This window comes from Ideonella sp., from assembly GCF_035254525.1.
Taxonomy (GTDB): domain Bacteria; phylum Pseudomonadota; class Gammaproteobacteria; order Burkholderiales; family Burkholderiaceae_C; genus Ideonella.
Window position 1 is genome coordinate 40,442 of record NZ_DATFAN010000146.1, and the last position, 17,554, is coordinate 57,995.

The window sequence follows — 17,554 nt, forward strand, 5'->3', positions numbered from 1 at the left end:
CTAGTCCGTCGGTGTGAGTTTGGCCACCGACAGGGCCAGCCACTTGGTGCCGTGGCGGCCGAAGTGCACCTGGGCTCGCGCATCGGGGCCGCTGCCCTCGAGCGTGACGACCACGCCCTCGCCGAACTTGGTGTGGAACACGCCCTGCCCGACCCGCAGGCCATGGCCAGCCTGCCGGGCGGCGGCTTCGGCCATGCGCGCCGGCATCGGCGGCTCGGCCGGCGGCTGCCAGCCGGCGTTGCGCCCGGCGCCGACCACCGAGCCCAGCCCGCTGCCGCGCTGCCAGGCGGCCTGGTAGTCGCGGGCGTAGCCCGAGCCGAAGCCCTGGCTGCGCGGCGTGAGCCACTTCAGCGCGCCGTCGGGCAGCTCGTCGAAGAAGCGGCTCTTGACGTTGTAGCGTGTCTGGCCGTGCAGCATGCGGGTCTGGCTGAAGCTGAGGTACAGGCGCTGGCGCGCCCGGGTGATCGCCACGTACATCAGGCGGCGCTCTTCCTCCAGCCCATCGGCGTCGGAGAGCGCGTTCTCGTGGGGAAACAAGCCTTCCTCGAGGCCCGTGATGAACACGGCATCGAACTCGAGGCCCTTGGCCGAATGGACGGTCATCAACTGCAGCGCATCTTGTCCAGCCTGGGCCTGATTGTCGCCAGCCTCCAGCGCGGCGTGCGTGAGAAATGCAGCCAATGGGCTGATGATTTCCCCAGTTTCCGCGTCGGGTGTGACATCCACCGCGGCAACCGCCGCCGGGCTGCCAATGGCCAACGCGCCGGGGCCGTGCTCGTCGACCGGCAGCGCGACCGCATCCTTGCCGAAGCCCTCCTGCGTGACGAAGGCCTCGGCCGCGTTGACCAGTTCCTCCAGGTTCTCGATGCGGTCGGCCCCGTCCTTCTCGGTGCGGTAGTAGTCCAACAGGCCGCTGGCATGCAGCATGTGCTCGATGATCTCGCGCAGCGTCATGCCCTGCGTCGCGGCCCGCATGCCGTCGACCAGGGCGTGGAACGCGGCGAGGTTGCTGCCGCCCTTGCCGCTGATCGCGCCCGCGGCCTGCCACAGGCTGCGGCCGCTGGTGCGCGCGGCGTCCTGCAGCTGCTCCAGCGTGCGGGCACCGATGCCGCGGGTCGGGAAGTTCACCACCCGCAGGTAGCTCGTGTCGTCGTTCGGGTTCTCGATCAGGCGAAGGTAGGCCAGCGCGTGTTTGACTTCGGCACGCTCGAAGAAGCGCAAGCCCCCGTACACGCGGTAAGGAATGCCCGCGTTGAACAGCGCCGATTCGAGCACCCGCGACTGCGCATTGCTGCGGTACAGCACCGCGATCTCTCGCCGCGGCAGCCCCGCGCGGTGCAGCTGCTGCGCTTCTTCCAGCAGCCACTGCGCCTCGGAGAAGTCGCTGGGTGACTCCTGCACCCGCACCGGCTCGCCCGGGCCGGCCTCGGTGCGCAGGTTCTTTCCCAGGCGATGCGTGTTGTGGCTGATCAGCTCGTTGGCCGCGTCGAGGATGTGGCCGAAGCTGCGGTAGTTGCGCTCCAGCTTGATCAGGTGCTTGACGCGGAACTCGCGCTCGAAGTCGGCCATGTTGCCGACCTGCGCGCCGCGGAAGGCGTAGATGCTCTGGTCGTCGTCGCCGACGGCAAAGACTGCTCCACCTCCTTCGCGCGGGGGGCCGGCGAACATCTTCAGCCAGGCGTACTGCAGGCGGTTGGTGTCCTGGAACTCGTCGACGAGGATGTGCGAGAAGCGGCGCTGGTAATGCTCGCGCAGCGCCGCGTTGTCGCGCATCAGCTCGTACGTGCGCAGCATCAGCTCGGCGAAATCGACCACGCCCTCGCGCTGGCACTGGTCTTCATAGGCCTGGTAGATCTCGACCAGCTTCTGGGTCTGGCCGTCGCGGATCGGCACGTCTCTCGGCCGCAGGCCCTCTTCCTTGCTGCCGGCGATGAACCAGGCCACCTGTTTCGGCACGAAACGTTCCTCGTCGACGTTCATCGCCTTGATCACGCGCTTGACGGCCGACAAGGTGTCGCCACTGTCGAGGATCTGGAAACTCTGCGGCAGGCCGGCGAGCTTCCAGTGCGCGCGCAGGAAGCGGTTGCACAGCCCGTGGAAGGTGCCGATCCACATGCCCCGCACGTTGACGGGCAGCATCGCGCCCAGCCGCGTCAGCATCTCCTTCGCGGCCTTGTTGGTGAAGGTCACGGCCAGCACGCCACCGGGCGAGACCTGGCCTGTCTGCAGCAGCCAGGCGATCCGGGTCGTCAGCACCCGGGTCTTGCCCGAGCCGGCGCCGGCCAGGATCAGGGCCGGCTCCGGCGGCAGGGTGACGGCGGCGAGTTGCTCGGGATTCAGGCCGCGCAGCAGCCCTTCGGCCGGCGCGGCGGGGCGGGCGGGCAGGCCCGCGCCAACATCGATATCTGTCATCGTCGCATTCTAGGGACCGGCCCTGAAGCCGCCCCCAGCCACGCCCCCGTCACCGCCGCACGGCACGCTTCCTGCGCCAACAACCGATTTCGACCATGCCCTGGCTGCCCTGGACCCGCCTTAACCGCCGCCGCATCCCCCTCGCCCTGGCCCTGCAGGGCGGCGGTGCGCATGGCGCCTTCACCTGGGGCGTGCTGGATGCGCTGCTGGCCCGCGACGCGATCGACCTGCGCGCCCTGAGCGGCGCCAGCGCCGGCGCGATGAACGCGGTGGTGCTGGCCCACGGCCTGGCGGCCGGCGGGCGCGATGGGGCGCGGGCCGCGCTGCGCGATTTCTGGCAGACGCTGGGCACGCGCCTGCCCTTCGAGTGGTTCACCGTCGGCCGGCGCGAGGCCCCTGGCCTGGCGCCGGCGGCGCAGGTCGCGTTGCGCTGGTCGCAGCTGCTGTCGCCCTACCAGTTCAACCCGATGGGGCTGGATCCGCTGCGCGAGATCATCGAGGCCCAGGTCGACTTCGAGCGCCTGCGCCGCGCGAGCCCGGTCAAGCTCTTCGTCGCCGCGACCCACGCCGCCTCCGGCCGATTGCGGCTGTTTCGCGAGCACGAGATCAATGCCGACGCGCTGCTCGCGTCGGCCTGCCTGCCCAGCCTGCACCACAGCGTGCTGATCGACGGCGAAGCCTATTGGGACGGCGGCTACACCGCCAATCCGCCGCTGTGGCCGCTGCTGGACGCCGGCGCGGCGGATGATCTGATGATCGTGTTGCTCGCACCGCCGGCCGCCACCACGGGCGCGCCGCGCAGCGCCGACGAGATCCGCCAGCGCGCGCAGGAACTCGCCTTCACCGCCCCGCTGATGCGCGAGTTGCAGTGGCTGGCCGACTGGCGCGACGGGCCGCCGCTGTCTGCGTGGTCCGCCAGCGCACGCGAGCGTCGGCTGCGCCGCCAGCGCCTGCACCTGGTGGACGGCCGGCCCACGTTGGCAAGCCTGGCCGGCGAGACCCGGCTGATCGCCCACCTGCCGTTTCTCGAGCATCTGCGCTCGCTGGGCCAGGCCGCGGCCGAGGGCTGGTGGCAACAGCACGGCGGGCACCTGGGGCAGCGCTCCAGCCTTGACCTTGCCGCCTTGCTGAACGGGCCTGCCGCGTAGAATTTGGCTTCGAGAAGCCATGGAAATCTTCGACTACGACAACATCCTGCTGCTGCCGCGCCGCTGCCGGGTGGATAGCCGCGCCGAGTGCGACCCCAGCGTCGAGTTCGGCCCCCGGCGCTTCAAGCTGCCGGCGGTGCCGGCCAACATGAAGACGGTGATCGACGAGCCGATCGCCGAGTGGCTGGCCGCCCATGGCTACTTCTATGTCATGCACCGCTTCGACCTCGACAACGTGGCCTTCGCGCGTCGCATGCGCGAGCTCGGCCATTACGTGTCGATCAGCTCGGGCGTCAAGCTGACCGACCGCGACGCGATCGACCGCCTCGCCGGCGAGGGCCTGGGCGCCGACTACATCACGATCGACATTGCCCATGGCCACGCCGACAGCGTGCGGCACATGATCGAGCACATCAAGACGAAGCTGCCGCAGACCTTCGTGATCGCGGGCAACGTCGGCACACCCGAAGGCGTGATTGACCTCGAGAACTGGGGCGCCGACGCGACCAAGGTCGGCATCGGCCCGGGCAAGGTCTGCATCACCCGGCTGAAGACTGGCTTCGGCACCGGCGGCTGGCAGCTGTCGGCGCTGAAGTGGTGCGCCCGCGTCGCCACCAAGCCCATCGTCGCCGACGGCGGCATCCGCCACCACGGCGACATTGCCAAGAGCGTGCGTTTCGGCGCCGCGATGGTGATGATCGGCTCGCTGTTCGCCGGCCACGAGGAATCACCCGGCCAGACGGTCGAGGTAGACGGCAAGCTCTACAAGGAGTACTTCGGCTCGGCCAGCGATTTCAACAAGGGCGAGTACAAGCACGTCGAGGGCAAGCGCATCCTCGAACCGATCAAGGGCAGCCTGGCCGACACGCTGCGCGAGATGCAGGAAGACCTGCAGAGCTCGATCAGCTATGCCGGCGGCCGGCAACTTGGCGACCTGCGCAAGGTCAACTACGTGATCCTGGGCGGCGAGAACGCGGGCGAGCACCTGTTCATGTGAAGTGGCGCACGCGGGCCCGGGTTACCGGGCCCACCCTCCGGGTCACTTTCGGTACAGCCCCTGCCGATCCCCCGGCTCGACCCAGCGCGGGCGTTCCGACGGTGCACGCAAGCCCAGGACCCGCGTCTTGGCCGTGGCGGTCAACGCCGGACAGCCGAAGCCGTCGGCATGGTCCTCGGCGGCGATGCGCAGCGGGTCGGTCGACGACCCGAGCGGCTGGCCGAAGTCTTCGGGCACGTAGCAGCTCGCCTCGAAACCGTCGAAATAACGGCCTTCGCTGCGCGCGTTGACGGTCTCGAAGTTGACCGCGTTGACGACCGTGCCGCAGCCGTCGGCCTGCGGCAGGAAGCCCACCGGCTTGCCGCAGCTCGTGTCGCCGATCGTCACCACCGTCACGTAGGGCCGCAGGCCGTTGATGACCTGCTCGCTCGCAGAGCAGGTGCGCGGGCCGGTCAGCACGTAGACCCGCGACAAGCCGGTCGCGTTCGCGTAGTTGACGAAGCGGAAGCTCTCGTTGTTGTTGCTGCGCTTGTCGTTGTAGAGCAGGCTCGCGAAAACCTGGCCGCTGGTCGCGGCGCCGTTGGGGAAGGAGGCGATCTTGTCGGCCACCGAGACCAGGCCGCCGCCGTTGTAGCGCAGGTCGATGATCACGTCCTGCACGCCATTGGCCTTGAACTGGGCAAAGGCGGCATCGAACGGCGCCAGCGCCTGGTCGATCATGTCCTTGACCATCACGTAGCCCATCTTGCGGCCTGAGGGCGTGGTCAGCACGGTGGAGTTCGGCACCGGCTCCAGGTCGTAGATGGCGGCGTCCAGCGTGACGCGGGTGTCGCCGCCGTCGGTGCGCACGTCCAGCGTGACGCTGTCGCTGGTGCTCGAGGCCGCGAGGTCGCCGTAGTCGTCTTCATCGATCAGCTCGGCCGCCGTGCGGCCGTTGACCGCCAGGATCTGGTCGCCTCGCCGCAGGCCGGCCAGCGCGGCCGGCGAGCCCGGCTCGATGTAACGCACGTACAGCGGCCAGTCGGGATGGCCCGTCACTTCGATGCCGGCCACCATCACGCCGTAGCCCAGCGTCCGGCCCTCGCCATAGGTGCGCTCGAAATCCACTTGCGACACCAGGTAGCTCCAGGTGTCGGGCTTCGGGAAATTGGGGTCGGTGCCCTGGTACAGCAGCGCCGGGAAGTAGGTGTCCATCGACACGAAGCCGGACGGATCGGGGCTGGGGCTGAGCGCGTACCAGTAATACCAGTCGTCCATGTAGCCGCGCAACCAGATCTTCTGGTCGGCCACCGAGCAGGTCAGGCCGCCATCGCCGCCGCCGCCGCAGGCCGACAACAGGGCCGCGGCCGCCAAGCCGATCGCGTGGGCGCGCCAACGTGTGCACCAGGTGTTTTTCGCAGGAGCGGTGTGGCTCATCAGGGTCTCCTCGTTGTCGCGGGTCGCGAAGGGCCGCGACCTACAATCGCCCCAACCCACCGCCCTCGCGGCAGGTTGACAAACTTTACGTGTCAAGCTGTAGCAAACGGGGCGCCTGAACCTGCCCTCCCCCCATGACCGAACTCGCCAAATCCTTCGAGCCCGCCGCCATCGAGGCCCGCTGGGCGCCGCTGTGGGAAGCCAGCGGCATCTACGAACCGACCCTCGACGCGAGCAAGCCCTCGTTTTCCATCCAGCTGCCGCCGCCCAACGTGACCGGCGTGCTGCACATGGGGCATGCGTTCAACCAGACCATCATGGACTCGTTGACACGGTACCACCGCATGCGCGGCGCCAACACGCTGTGGGTGCCGGGGACCGACCACGCTGGCATCGCGACCCAGATCGTCGTCGAGCGCCAGTTGCAGCTGCAGGGCACGAGCCGCCACGACCTGGGCCGCAAGAACTTCGTCGCCCGCGTCTGGGAGTGGAAGCAGCAAAGCGGCTCGACCATCACCGAGCAGATGCGCCGGCTGGGCGCCAGCGTCAGCTGGAAGCACGAGTACTTCACGATGGACGAGAAGCTCTCGACCATCGTCACCGAGACCTTCGTCCGGCTGTACGAGCAGGGCCTGATCTACCGCGGCAAGCGCCTGGTGAGCTGGGATCCGGTGCTGAAGTCCGCGGTGTCCGACCTCGAGGTCGAGAGCGAGGAGGAAGACGGCCACCTGTGGCACATCCGCTACCCGCTGGCCGACGGCTCGGGCGGCCTGGTGGTGGCGACCACCCGCCCCGAGACGATGCTCGGCGACACCGCGGTGATGGTCCACCCCGACGACGAGCGCTACACCGCCTTCCATGGCAAGAAGGTGGTGCTGCCGCTGACCGGCCGCACGATCCCGGTCATCACCGACGAGTACGTCGACCGAGAATTCGGCACCGGCGTGGTCAAGGTGACCCCCGCCCACGACGCCAACGACTATGCGGTCGGCCAGCGCCACGAGCTGCCGATGATCAGCATCTTCACGCTCGACGCGACGCTGAACGAGCAGGCGCCCGAGGCCTACCGCGGCCTGGACCGCTTCGTCGCCCGCAAGCGCATCGTTGCCGACCTCGAGGCGCACGGCCTGCTGGTCGAGGTGAAGAAGCACAAGCTGATGGTGCCGCGCTGCGCGCGCACCGGGCAGATCGTCGAGCCCATGCTGACCGACCAGTGGTTCGTGGCCGTCAGCAAGCCCGGTCCCGACGGCAAGAGCATCGCGCAGAAGGCCATCGACGCGGTGTCTTCGGGCCAGGTCAAGTTCGTGCCGGAGAACTGGGTCAACACCTACGACCAGTGGATGAAGAACATCCAGGACTGGTGCATCAGCCGCCAGCTCTGGTGGGGCCACCAGATCCCCGCCTGGTACGCCGACGACGGCCGCATCTTCGTGGGCCGCAGCGAAGCCGCCGCCCGGGCACAGGCCGACGCCGCCGGCTATGCCGGCCCGCTGACGCGCGACCCGGACGTGCTCGATACCTGGTACTCGTCGGCGCTGGTGCCGTTCTCGACGCTCGGCTGGCCCGAGGACACGCCCGAGCTGCGCGCCTTCCTGCCCAGCAGCGTGCTGGTGACGGGCTTCGAGATCATCTTCTTCTGGGTCGCCCGGATGATCATGATGACGACCCACTTCACCGGCAAGGTGCCCTTCGAGACCGTCTACATCCACGGCATCGTGCGCGATGCCGAGGGCAAGAAGATGAGCAAGTCCGAGGGCAACGTGATCGACCCGGTGGACCTGATCCAGGGCGTCGACCTGCCCACGCTGATCCACAAGTCGACCACCGGGCTGCGCAAGCCCGAGACGGCGCCCAAGGTCGCCAAGCGGGTCGAGAAGGAATTCCCGCAGGGCATGCCCGCCTACGGCGCCGATGCATTGCGCTTCACGATGGCCAGCTACGCCAGCCTCGGGCGCAACATCAACTTCGACACCAAGCGCTGCGAGGGTTACCGCAATTTTTGCAACAAGCTCTGGAACGCGACCCGTTTCGTGCTGATGAACTGCGAGGGGCAGGACTGCGGGCTGAAGGAGCACACCAAGGCCGACTGTGCCGAGGGCGGCCCGTTCCACGGCTACCTCGCCTTCTCGCCCGTCGACCGCTGGATCACCGGCGAACTGCAGCGCGTCGAAGCGGCCGTGGCGCAGGGCTTTGCCGACTACCGGATCGACAACGTCGCCAACGCGATCTACTCCTTCGTCTGGAACGAGTACTGCGACTGGTACCTCGAGCTCGCCAAGGTCCAGATCCAGAACGGCACCGAGGCCGAGCAACGCGCCACGCGGCGCACGCTCATCCGCACCCTCGAGACGGTGCTGCGCCTGCTGCACCCGATCGCGCCGTTCATCACCGCCGAGCTGTGGGACACGGTGGCCGTGGTCGCCGGCCGGCGCATCGCGGGCGCTGCCGCGACGGTGGCCACCGCCCCCTACCCGATCGCCCAGCCCGAAAAGATCGACCCGGCAGCCGACGCCTGGGTGGCCCAGCTCAAGGGCATCGTGGGCGCCGCGCGCGGCCTGCGCAGCGAGATGGGCCTGTCGGATTCCGCCCGCGTGCCGCTCGTCGCCATCGGCGAAGCCGAGTTCCTGGCTGCCGCCGCACCGTCGCTCAAGGCGCTGGCCAAGCTGAGTGAGGTGCAGTTGCTCGCCGACGAGGGCGAATTCGCCGCGGCCAGCGCGCTGGCGCCGGTCGCCGTTCAGGGGTCGGCACGGATGGCGCTGAAGGTCGAGATCGACCTGGCCGCCGAGCGCGAGCGCCTGGCCAAGGAGATCAAGCGCATCGAGGGCGAAGTCGGCAAGGCCGAGGGCAAGCTCGGCAACGAGAGCTTCGTGGCGCGCGCGCCGGAGGCCGTGGTGGCGCAGGAGCGCCAGCGCCTGGCCGATTTCGGCCGCACGCTGGCCAGCCTGCGCGACCAGCTCTCGCGCCTGCCTGCCGCCGGCTGAAAGGCACAATCCTTGCCATCGAGTGCACCATGCCGCACAGAGGAATGTCTCGCATGAAAGTCAACAAGGCCATCTTCCCGGTCGCGGGCCTGGGCACCCGTTTCCTGCCCGCCACCAAGGCCCAGCCGAAGGAGATGCTGCCCGTTGTCGACAAGCCGCTGATCCAGTACGCCGTCGAGGAGGCCTACGCCGCCGGCATCCGGCAGATGATCTTCGTCAACGGCCGCAACAAGCGTGCGATCCCCGACCACTTCGACACCGCCTACGAGCTGGAATCGGAGCTGGAAGCGGCCGGCAAGCAGGAGTTGCTGGACCTGGTCCATTCGATCAAGCCGGATGACATGGAGTGCATCTACATCCGCCAGCCCAAGGCACTGGGCCTGGGGCATGCGGTGCTGTGTGCGCAGTGCGTGGTCGTCAACGAGCCCTTCGCGGTGCTGCTGGCCGACGACCTGATGGTCGGGCAGCCGCCGATCATGAAGCAGATGGTCGACCAGTTCGAGGAGTGGCACGCCTCGATCATCGCGGTGCAGGAAGTGCCCTCGGAGCACACCCGGCGCTACGGCATCGTGGCCGGCACGCCGGTGAACGACCGCATGATGGACCTGACCCACATCGTCGAGAAGCCGGCGCCCGAGGCGGCGCCGTCACGCCTGGGTGTGGCCGGCCGCTACATCCTGACGCCGGGGGTGTTCCGCGAGATCGCGCAGCTGCCGCGCGGCGTCGGCGGCGAGATCCAGCTCACCGACGGCATCGCCGCGCTGATGCGGCGCGAAAAGGTCTTCGCCTACCGCTACCACGGCAAGCGCTACGACTGTGGCAGCAAGGAAGGCTTCCTGCAGGCCAACGTCGAACTCGCGCTGGCACACCCCGAGCTCGGCGCGGGCTTCCGCGAATACCTGAAGGCGCTTGAACTCTAGGAAAGCGCCAGCTCAGCGGCGACGGATGAAGTGGATGAACTCCGCGTCCTGCGTCTGCTGATCCAGCAGCTCGTTGCCGGTCTGGCGGGCGAAAGCCTGGAAGTCGCGCATCGAGCCCGGGTCGGTGGCAATCACCTTCAGGACCTGGCCGCTCGTCATCTCGGCCAGCGCCTTCTTCGCCTTCAGGATGGGCAGCGGGCAGTTCAAGCCCCGGGTGTCCAGTTCCTTGTTCACGTCCATGCGGTTCCTTGATCGTTGGCGAACATTCTATGAAGCCGTCGCGCCTTCGCCGTGTTCCCGCTTGGGCCACTCGATGAACTTCGGCTCGATGCCCCGGCCGCGCAGCCAGTCGGCCAGCGCATAGCCGGTGCCGGCCGGCCAGCACAGGGTGTCGCCCGGCTCGAACAACCGGTATTCGGCCAGCTCCGGCGACAGGCTGATCTCGCCGCGCGCCTGCACGTGGTAGGCGATGATGACCTGGTTCATGCGCTGGAAGTCGTAGACGCCGATCAGCCTGACGCCTTCGGCCACCAGCGCGGTCTCTTCCTGCACCTCGCGCGCGATGCCCTCCTCGGGCGTCTCGCCGGCCTCCATGAAGCCGGTGATCAGCGCGAACATGCGCCCGCTCCACGCGGCATTGCGCGCCAGCAGCAGCTTGCCGCCGCGGTCGACGCATTCGACCACCGCGGCCAGCACCGGCGTCGGGTTGTTCCAGTGCGTGAAGCCACAGGCGGTGCAGCGCAGCCGCTGCTTGCTGCCGCCGTCTTCCAACTGCTCGATCCAGGCCAGCGCTTCGGCGCACTGCGGGCAGAAGCGATAGTCGATGGCACTCATGCCGGAAACACGCCGGTGGAGAGGTAACGATCGCCGCGATCGCAGACGACGAACACGATGGTCGCGTTCTCGACCACCCGGGCAACCTGCAGCGCGACCCAGCAGGCGCCCGCCGCCGAGATGCCACCGAACAGGCCCTCTTCGGCCGCGAGCCGGCGCGCCATGTCTTCCGCATCGGACTGGCTCACGTAGACCAGTTCGTCGACGGCGCTCGGATCGTAGATCTTCGGCAGGTAGGCCTCGGGCCACTTGCGGATGCCGGGGATGCGCGAGCCTTCGGCGGGCTGCGCGCCGATGATGCGCACCGACGGCTTCTTCTCTCTCAAGAAGCGCGACACGCCGGTGATCGTGCCGGTGGTGCCCATCGCGCTGACGAAATGGGTGACCTGCCCTTCGGTGTCGGCCCAGATCTCGGGGCCGGTCGTCTCGTAGTGGACGCGCGGGTTGTCGGGGTTGGCGAACTGGTCGAGCACGCGGCCCTTGCCATCCTTCTGCATCTGCTCGGCCAGATCGCGTGCCAGCTCCATGCCACCCGATTTCGGCGTCAGGATCAACTCGGCACCGAACGCCTTCATGGTCTGTGCGCGCTCGACCGACAAGTCCTCCGGCATGATCAAGAGCATGCGATAGCCCTTGATCGCCGCGGCCATCGCCAGCGCGATGCCGGTGTTGCCCGAGGTCGCTTCGATCAAGGTGTCGCCCGGTTTGATCTCGCCGCGCGCCTCGGCATTGCGGATCATGCTGATCGCCGGCCGGTCCTTCACCGAACCGGCCGGGTTGTTGCCCTCGAGCTTGCCCAGGATGACGTTGCCGCGGGCCGTGATCTCGGGGCCGGGCAGGCGTTGCAGCCGCACCAGCGGGGTCGATCCGATCGCGTCTTCGAGCGTCTTGTAGGCAGGCATGGTGGGGTGTGAAACAGCGACCTGTCATTATGGGGTGCTCCCCGAAACCGACGCGGGGCGCATGCCATAATCCGCCCCCGACGTGCGCTCGGCGCTGCCTGCCTCGGCAGCCGCTGGCCGCGCACGAGCACACACTGGCCCGGGTGGCGAAATCGGTAGACGCAGGGGATTCAAAATCCCCCGCCGCAAGGTGTGCCGGTTCGAGTCCGGCCCCGGGCACCAGTGACCCCAGCAGCTCTCCCTCGTTCCTTCGCCTCGAGCGACCAACGCGACACCCCATGCCGCCGCTGCCCCCCGTGACCAAGGCGCTGATGCTGATCTGCACGGCGGTGTTTGCCCTCGACATCCTGCTGCGCTCGGTCTTGCCGCTGCCGCTGTGGTTCGCGCTGTGGCCGATCGGCTCGGGCCAGTTCATGCCCTGGCAGGTGGTGACGTACGCCTTCCTGCACGGCGATGTGCTGCACCTGTTCTTCAACATGCTCGGCTTGTGGATGTTCGGCGCCGAGCTCGAGCGCCTGTGGGGCCACAAGCGGCTGCTGGCGTTCCTGCTGGCCAGTGTGCTGACGGCCGCTGCGTCGCAGTTGCTGGTCAACGCGCTGCGCCATTCGTACATGCCCACCGTCGGCGCCTCAGGCGGCCTCTTCGGCCTGCTGCTGGCCTACGGGATGCTGTTCCCCAACCGCACGATCATGCCGCTGTTCCCGCCGATCCCGATGAAGGCGCGCACCTTCGTCGCGGTGTTCGGCGGGCTCGAACTGCTGCAGGGCCTGGCGGGCCCGAGCGGCGTCGCCCACTTCGCCCACCTGGGCGGCATGCTGGGCGGCTGGCTGACGATCCGCTACTGGCGCGGCCAGGCGCCCTTCCCGTCGCGCCGCCGGCGCTGACCCCGCTCCCGCGCTGGCCCGACGACCGCGCACGCCGCTCCCTCTGCCTGCGATAACCCTGCCGCACAGTCGGCGGGCGTCGCGGCGCATGCTGGTGCCGGGCATGACCGTCAGCGCGGAGGTGTGCCATGGGTCGCGCGTTTCGCATCGTCGTCTGGGCTGTTTGGGCGATCGCCGCGGCCCTGCTCGCCACCCCGCGGCCCCTGGCGGCCGAGGAGTCCTTGTCCACCGCCGGCATCAGCCGGGCCAGCGACGCCGTCGTCGGCGTGATCAGCGTCGCCGTCGAGGACGCCAGCTCGAGCGCGACCCTCGGGCCGGTCCGGCGCGGTTCGGGCGTCGTCATCGGCCCCGACGGGCTGGTGCTGACCATCGGCTACCTGATCGTCGAAGCCGACCAGGTGCAGCTGCTGACCGACGCGGGCCGTCACGTGCCGGCCCGGGTGGTCGGCTACGACGTCGCCACGGGGTTCGGGCTGGTGCAGGCGCTGATTCCACTCGGCCTTCAGCCCGCGCCGATGGGCGACCCGGCGCAGGTCCACGACGAAGACACGCTGCTCGTCATCTCCGGCGGCGAGGATGCCGGCATCAGCATGGCCCGCCGCGTGTCGCAGCGCGCGTTCTCGGGCTACTGGGAATACCACCTCGACCATGCCCTGTTCACCGCGCCGGCCCGCACCGACCACAGCGGCGCCGCGCTGTTCAACCTGCAGGGCGAGTTGCTCGGCGTCGGCTCGCTCTTCGTCGGCGATGCACTGGGGCCCGGCCAGCCGCCGATGCACGGCAATATGTTCGTGCCGATCGACCTGCTCAAGCCGATCCTGGCCGAACTGATCACCCAGGGACGCTCGGCCCAGAGCCGGCGCGCCTGGATCGGCGTGAACTGCATCGAGATCGACGGCGAGGTGCGCGTGCTGCGCGTGAACTCGCCGAGCCCGGCCGAGACGGCGGGATTGCAGCCGGGCGACCGCATCGTGCGCATCGATGGCCAGGCGGTCGACAACCTTGACACGCTGTGGCACCGGCTGTGGAGCGGCGGCGCCGTCGAGCGCGACGTGGCACTCGACATCCAGCGCAACGGCCGGGCGATGCGCGTGCCGCTGCGCACGGTGGACCGGCAGAGCACGCTGAAGCAGCCGGCCGGGACCTGAGATGTCGACCCCTACGCCGCTTCGCGTCGGTCCCCCGAGGGGATCAGGCCGCTTGGGGCGGCCCGGCGCGGCCTGAGCCCCGCGGCCCGTCTCAGGCCAACCCGTCGGCCACCGTCGGGTAGTGCAACGCGACCCGCAGCTCGGCCTTCAGGCGCCGGTTCGACAGCCGGCGCGATTCGCCGAGAAAGCTCAGCTGCATCGGCGTCATGCGTTGCCGTGCCTCGGCGCGGCTGATGCGCGGCGGCCGCGGCAGGCCGAAGCGGTCGGCCACGGCATCGAAGTGCTCGCCCATCTTCAGCACGCTGTCGTCGCAGACGTGGTACGCCCGCTGCGGCGCGCCGCGCACGAGCGCCGCCACGCAGGCGCGTGCCAGGTCGTCGGCATGGATGTGGTTGGTGTAGACGTCGTCCGCGGCCGCCAGCACCGGCGCGCCACGCCGCACCCGATCCCGCGGGTCGCCGCCTTCGCGGTCCAGCGCATAGATGCCGGGCACGCGCAGCAGGCTGACCCGCCAGCCGAAGGCCCGCCCGGCCCAGCGCAGGCGCGTTTCCGCGTCGACCCGCCGTTGCCCGCGCGGCGTGGCGGGGGCCAGGCGCCGCGTCTCGTCGATCCAGGCACCGCCGCAATCGCCGTAGACGCCGGTCGTGCTGGCGTAGACGAGACGGCGCGACCCCGGGCGACGCGCCAGGGCCTGGACGAGGTGCGCCGTGCGCGGATCGCTCGTGCCCTCGCCGGGCGGTGGCGCCAAGTGCAGCACCGCATCGGCCAGGCCAGCCAGGCGCGACAGGCTGCGCGGATCGTCGAGGTTGCCTTGCAGCGGCACGGCCCCGGCCGCGCGCAGCGCGGGTACGCGTTCGGCCGAGCTCGTCAGCGCCAGCACGCGCCACCGGCCGTGCAGCAGGCGCAGCACACGCAAGCCCACGTCACCGCAGCCGATGATCAGCAGCACGGGGCGTCGACGGGTGGCGCAGGGTCTCATTCCAGGCGTGGGCGGCCGGCTGCGGGGGGCGGGCAAAATGGGGGATTCGGCGGCGCAGTGTAGATGCCCGATCGTCGCCGCGCCTCGAGGCTCCGCCCCAGACCATGTCCTTCACCGTCACCCTCACGCCGTCCCAACGCAGCTTCGACGTCGCCCGCGATGAACCGATCCTCAGTGCCGCGATCCGCCAGGGCATCGGCATGCCCTATGGATGCAAGGACGGCGCCTGCGGCACTTGCAAGAGCCGGCTGCTCGAAGGCCGGGTGATCCACGGCGCGCACCAGGCCAAGGCGCTGTCGGAGGGCGAAGAGGCCGCCGGCCTGATCCTGACCTGCTGCGCGACGCCCCAGACCGATTGCGTCGTCGAGGCGCGCACGGTGCCGGGCGCGGGCGAATACCCGATCCTGAAGATGCCGGGGCGTGTGCTGGCCATCGAGCGGCCGGCGGGCGACGTGGCGATCGTGCGCATCCAATTGCCGGCCAACCAGAACTTCCAGTTCCACGCCGGCCAGTACATCGAGTTCATCCTGCGCGACGGCGCGCGCCGCAGCTACTCGATGGCCAACGCGCCGCACCGGCTGGGCACGCCGCCGGCGATCGAGCTGCACATCCGCCACATGCCGGGCGGCAAGTTCACCGAGCATGTGTTCGGCACGATGAAGGAGAAGGACATCGTCCGCATGGAGGGCCCGTTCGGCAGCTTCTTCCTGCGCGAGGATTCCGACAAGCCGATGGTGCTGCTCGCCTCGGGCACCGGGTTCGCGCCGGTCAAGGCGCTGATCGAGCGGCTCGAGGAGCTCGGCAGCACGCGCCCTGCGGTGCTCTACTGGGGCGCCCGCAGCAAGGCCGACCTGTACCTGAACGACTGGGCCGAGGCGGCGGCCGCGCGGCTGCCGAACCTGCGCTACGTGCCGGTGCTCTCCGAGCCCAAGCCGGAAGACGGCTGGACCGGCCGCACCGGCTTCGTCCACCACGCGGTGATGGCCGACCTGCCGGATCTCTCGGGCCACCAGGTCTATGCCTGCGGCGTGCCGATCATGGTCGAGTCGGCCCATCGCGATTTCGTCGCCCGGTGCGGCCTGCCGGACGACGAGTTCTACGCCGACAGCTTCACCTCCGAAGCCGATAAGCACTGAGCCCCCACGGCCCCTTCCGGGGCCTGCCCCCCGGGGGGGCTCGCGCAGCGGACCGGCAGAGCCGGATCCGCGCACGCCACTTGGAGTGGGCGGCGCTGCGCGCGCCCGATTGAAGGTCGTCGTTAACTGACTTCGGCGCGATAGCGGGTCGCTTCCTCGTCCAGCCAATTGGCGAACGCCGTCAGCGCCGGCGAGGCCGCCTTGGCCTCCGGGTAGATCAGGTAGTAGCGGCGGTCGCTGAGCCATTCCTGCGGCAGCAGTTGCACCAGGCGGCCGCTGGCGAGCTCGTTCTCGACCAGCATGCGCGGCACCAGCGCCACGCCCAGGCCCTGGGCGGCGGCCTCGCTCAGCATCGAGAACAGCTCCAGGCGCGGGCCGGCCATGTCGTTCTCGACGGCCAGGCCGAGCGATTCGAACCAGTGCCGCCAGGCGTAGGGTCGGGTGCTGGCCTGCAGCAGCGGCAGCCTGGCGACGTCGGCAGGCTCCCAGTGGGCCCGCTGCGCCGCCAGCGCCGGGCTGGCGACCGTGATCATCGGCTCGGGCATCAGCAGCCGGCCTTCGGTGCCCGGCCAGAGGCCGAGCCCGGCGTGGATCGCCGCGTCCAGCCCGCTGTCGGCGAACAGGAACGGGCGGGTCCGTGAACTGAGGTGCACCGTGATGCCCGGGTGTACCGCGTGGAACCGGGCCAAGCGCGGCAGCAGCCACTGCGTCGCGAAGGTCGGCACCACCCCCAGCTCCAGCGCGCCCCCCACGCCGCCCTGGCCGGCCTGGGCCATCAGGTCCAGCGTGTCGCGCTCGACCTCGTCCAGCCGCGCCGCCACGCTGCGCGCGTAGCGCTGGCCGGCCTCGGTCAGGCCCACGCCGCGCTGGTTGCGGCGGAACAGCGCCACGCCGAGGAAGCCCTCGAGCGACGCGATCTGGCGGCAGACCGCACTCTGCGTGACCGCCAGCTCGGCCGCGGCCTTGGTGAAGCTCTGGTGCCGCGCCGCCGCCTCGAAGGCGGCCAGCGCGGCGGTGGAGGGCAGCTTGCGTCGCATTCCCGGAATTCCATCGACGCACAGATCAGTGCGAAAAAGGCGTTTGATCGGCGTTGCAGGCGATTCTATGATTCCACACTGGAATAACCGGAGACTTCTCACCATGGCTTCTCGCGCCGCCTTCCACTGGGACGACCCGCTGCTGCTCGAGCAGCAACTGACCGACGACGAGCGCCAGGTGCGCGACGCCGCCCGCGCCTACTGCCAGGAGCGGCTGATGCCGCGCGTGCTGGAGGCGTTCCGCCACGAGAAGACCGATCCGGCGATCTTTCGCGAGATGGGCGAGCTGGGCCTGCTGGGCCCGACCATTCCCGAGCAGTACGGCGGCGCCGGCCTGAACTACGTCTGCTACGGCCTGGTGGCGCGCGAGGTCGAGCGGGTCGACTCCGGCTATCGCTCGATGATGAGCGTGCAGTCCTCGCTGGTGATGGTGCCGATCAACGAATTCGGCACCGAGGCGCAGAAGCAGAAGTACCTGCCCAAGCTGGCCACCGGCGAGTGGATCGGCTGCTTCGGCCTGACCGAGCCGAACCACGGCTCCGACCCCGGCAGCATGATCACGCGGGCACGCAAGGTGCCCGGCGGCTACAGCCTCACCGGCGCCAAGATGTGGATCACGAACAGCCCGATCGCCGACGTGTTCGTCGTGTGGGCCAAGGACGACGAGGGCGCGATCCGCGGCTTCGTGCTGGACAAGGGCGCCAAGGGCCTGTCCGCCCCTGCCATCCACGGCAAGGTGGGCCTGCGCGCCTCGATCACC

At 69.4% G+C, this 17,554-nt stretch carries 15 protein-coding genes and 1 tRNA gene; 9 read left to right on the forward strand and 7 right to left on the reverse strand.

The window, feature by feature from the left end; all coding sequences use genetic code 11:
* Positions 1-2,412, reverse strand: a complete 2,412-nt coding sequence (locus tag VJ693_RS14835; RefSeq protein WP_324155311.1) for a UvrD-helicase domain-containing protein — start codon at positions 2,410-2,412, stop codon at positions 1-3.
* A gap of 95 nt (positions 2,413-2,507) precedes the next feature.
* Here VJ693_RS14835 and VJ693_RS14840 point away from each other — a divergent pair, with 95 nt between their 5' ends.
* Both VJ693_RS14840 and VJ693_RS14845 read left to right on the forward strand, forming a co-directional pair.
* Complete coding sequence (locus tag VJ693_RS14840) at positions 2,508-3,560, forward strand: patatin-like phospholipase family protein (RefSeq protein ID WP_324155313.1); 1,053 nt, start codon at positions 2,508-2,510, stop codon at positions 3,558-3,560.
* A gap of 19 nt (positions 3,561-3,579) precedes the next feature.
* Positions 3,580-4,557, forward strand: coding sequence for a GMP reductase (locus VJ693_RS14845; RefSeq protein ID WP_324155314.1), 978 nt, complete (start codon positions 3,580-3,582; stop codon positions 4,555-4,557).
* 42 nt (positions 4,558-4,599) lie between these two features.
* On the opposite strand, the gene VJ693_RS14850 is transcribed toward VJ693_RS14845, so the two are convergent.
* A complete protein-coding gene (locus VJ693_RS14850; RefSeq protein ID WP_324155316.1) occupies positions 4,600-5,973 on the reverse strand; it encodes a S41 family peptidase in 1,374 nt (457 codons plus the stop codon).
* 134 nt (positions 5,974-6,107) lie between these two features.
* On the opposite strand from VJ693_RS14850, the gene VJ693_RS14855 reads away from it, so the two are divergent.
* Together VJ693_RS14855 and galU are read left to right on the forward strand one after the other, a co-directional pair.
* Positions 6,108-8,954, forward strand: a complete 2,847-nt coding sequence (locus VJ693_RS14855; RefSeq protein ID WP_324155317.1) for a valine--tRNA ligase — start codon at positions 6,108-6,110, stop codon at positions 8,952-8,954.
* Positions 8,955-9,007: 53 nt separating this feature from the next.
* Positions 9,008-9,874 carry a UTP--glucose-1-phosphate uridylyltransferase GalU gene (gene galU, locus VJ693_RS14860; protein WP_324155319.1) on the forward strand — a complete coding sequence of 289 codons (867 nt, stop codon included), beginning with the start codon at positions 9,008-9,010 and terminating at the stop codon, positions 9,872-9,874.
* A 12-nt stretch (positions 9,875-9,886) separates the two neighbouring features.
* Here galU and VJ693_RS14865 read toward each other — a convergent pair whose 3' ends face one another.
* Genes VJ693_RS14865 through cysM form a run of 3 tightly spaced genes read right to left on the reverse strand, consistent with a single transcriptional unit; the run spans position 9,887 to position 11,610 of the window.
* A complete protein-coding gene (locus VJ693_RS14865) occupies positions 9,887-10,114 on the reverse strand; it encodes a sulfurtransferase TusA family protein (protein WP_324155320.1) in 228 nt (75 codons plus the stop codon).
* 27 nt (positions 10,115-10,141) lie between these two features.
* Positions 10,142-10,708 carry an NUDIX hydrolase gene (locus VJ693_RS14870; RefSeq protein WP_324155321.1) on the reverse strand — a complete coding sequence of 189 codons (567 nt, stop codon included), beginning with the start codon at positions 10,706-10,708 and terminating at the stop codon, positions 10,142-10,144.
* Positions 10,705-11,610, reverse strand: coding sequence for a cysteine synthase CysM (cysM, locus tag VJ693_RS14875; RefSeq protein ID WP_324155322.1), 906 nt, complete (start codon positions 11,608-11,610; stop codon positions 10,705-10,707). Before cysM ends, VJ693_RS14870 begins: the two co-directional genes overlap by 4 nt.
* Positions 11,611-11,747: 137 nt before the next feature.
* On the opposite strand from cysM, the gene VJ693_RS14880 reads away from it, so the two are divergent.
* From VJ693_RS14880 to VJ693_RS14890, 3 genes are all read left to right on the forward strand, one after another.
* Positions 11,748-11,832, forward strand: a tRNA-Leu gene (locus VJ693_RS14880).
* A gap of 56 nt (positions 11,833-11,888) precedes the next feature.
* Complete coding sequence (locus VJ693_RS14885) at positions 11,889-12,494, forward strand: rhomboid family intramembrane serine protease (RefSeq protein ID WP_324155323.1); 606 nt, start codon at positions 11,889-11,891, stop codon at positions 12,492-12,494.
* 128 nt (positions 12,495-12,622) lie between these two features.
* Positions 12,623-13,642, forward strand: a complete 1,020-nt coding sequence (locus VJ693_RS14890; RefSeq protein ID WP_324155324.1) for a S1C family serine protease — start codon at positions 12,623-12,625, stop codon at positions 13,640-13,642.
* Between the two features lie 91 nt (positions 13,643-13,733).
* On the opposite strand, the gene VJ693_RS14895 is transcribed toward VJ693_RS14890, so the two are convergent.
* Positions 13,734-14,621: an SDR family oxidoreductase gene (locus VJ693_RS14895; RefSeq protein ID WP_324155325.1), complete on the reverse strand. Its 888-nt coding sequence runs from the start codon at positions 14,619-14,621 to the stop codon at positions 13,734-13,736.
* 104 nt (positions 14,622-14,725) lie between these two features.
* Between VJ693_RS14895 and VJ693_RS14900 the strand changes: the two genes are divergently transcribed.
* A complete protein-coding gene (locus VJ693_RS14900; RefSeq protein ID WP_324155326.1) occupies positions 14,726-15,757 on the forward strand; it encodes a CDP-6-deoxy-delta-3,4-glucoseen reductase in 1,032 nt (343 codons plus the stop codon).
* A gap of 122 nt (positions 15,758-15,879) precedes the next feature.
* Here the strand turns inward: VJ693_RS14900 and VJ693_RS14905 are convergent, their stop codons facing one another.
* Positions 15,880-16,794: a LysR family transcriptional regulator gene (locus VJ693_RS14905; protein WP_324155327.1), complete on the reverse strand. Its 915-nt coding sequence runs from the start codon at positions 16,792-16,794 to the stop codon at positions 15,880-15,882.
* A 103-nt stretch (positions 16,795-16,897) separates the two neighbouring features.
* Between VJ693_RS14905 and VJ693_RS14910 the strand changes: the two genes are divergently transcribed.
* Positions 16,898-17,554: acyl-CoA dehydrogenase family protein (locus VJ693_RS14910; RefSeq protein ID WP_324155329.1), on the forward strand; the 657-nt coding region annotated here is incomplete at its 3' end.

Bases quoted from the DNA above. Each gene is read 5' to 3' on its own strand.
- VJ693_RS14890 (WP_324155324.1), top strand. From the start codon at position 12,623: ATGGGTCGCGCGTTTCGCATCGTCGTCTGGGCTGTTTGGGCGATCGCC.
- VJ693_RS14895 (WP_324155325.1), bottom strand. From the start codon at position 14,621: ATGAGACCCTGCGCCACCCGTCGACGCCCCGTGCTGCTGATCATCGGC.
- VJ693_RS14905 (WP_324155327.1), bottom strand. From the start codon at position 16,794: ATGCGACGCAAGCTGCCCTCCACCGCCGCGCTGGCCGCCTTCGAGGCG.
- VJ693_RS14845 (WP_324155314.1), top strand. From the start codon at position 3,580: ATGGAAATCTTCGACTACGACAACATCCTGCTGCTGCCGCGCCGCTGC.
- VJ693_RS14835 (WP_324155311.1), bottom strand. From the start codon at position 2,412: ATGACAGATATCGATGTTGGCGCGGGCCTGCCCGCCCGCCCCGCCGCG.
- VJ693_RS14855 (WP_324155317.1), top strand. From the start codon at position 6,108: ATGACCGAACTCGCCAAATCCTTCGAGCCCGCCGCCATCGAGGCCCGC.
- VJ693_RS14865 (WP_324155320.1), bottom strand. From the start codon at position 10,114: ATGGACGTGAACAAGGAACTGGACACCCGGGGCTTGAACTGCCCGCTG.
- VJ693_RS14870 (WP_324155321.1), bottom strand. From the start codon at position 10,708: ATGAGTGCCATCGACTATCGCTTCTGCCCGCAGTGCGCCGAAGCGCTG.
- galU (WP_324155319.1), top strand. From the start codon at position 9,008: ATGAAAGTCAACAAGGCCATCTTCCCGGTCGCGGGCCTGGGCACCCGT.
- VJ693_RS14885 (WP_324155323.1), top strand. From the start codon at position 11,889: ATGCCGCCGCTGCCCCCCGTGACCAAGGCGCTGATGCTGATCTGCACG.
- VJ693_RS14850 (WP_324155316.1), bottom strand. From the start codon at position 5,973: ATGAGCCACACCGCTCCTGCGAAAAACACCTGGTGCACACGTTGGCGC.
- cysM (WP_324155322.1), bottom strand. From the start codon at position 11,610: ATGCCTGCCTACAAGACGCTCGAAGACGCGATCGGATCGACCCCGCTG.
- VJ693_RS14840 (WP_324155313.1), top strand. From the start codon at position 2,508: ATGCCCTGGCTGCCCTGGACCCGCCTTAACCGCCGCCGCATCCCCCTC.
- VJ693_RS14900 (WP_324155326.1), top strand. From the start codon at position 14,726: ATGTCCTTCACCGTCACCCTCACGCCGTCCCAACGCAGCTTCGACGTC.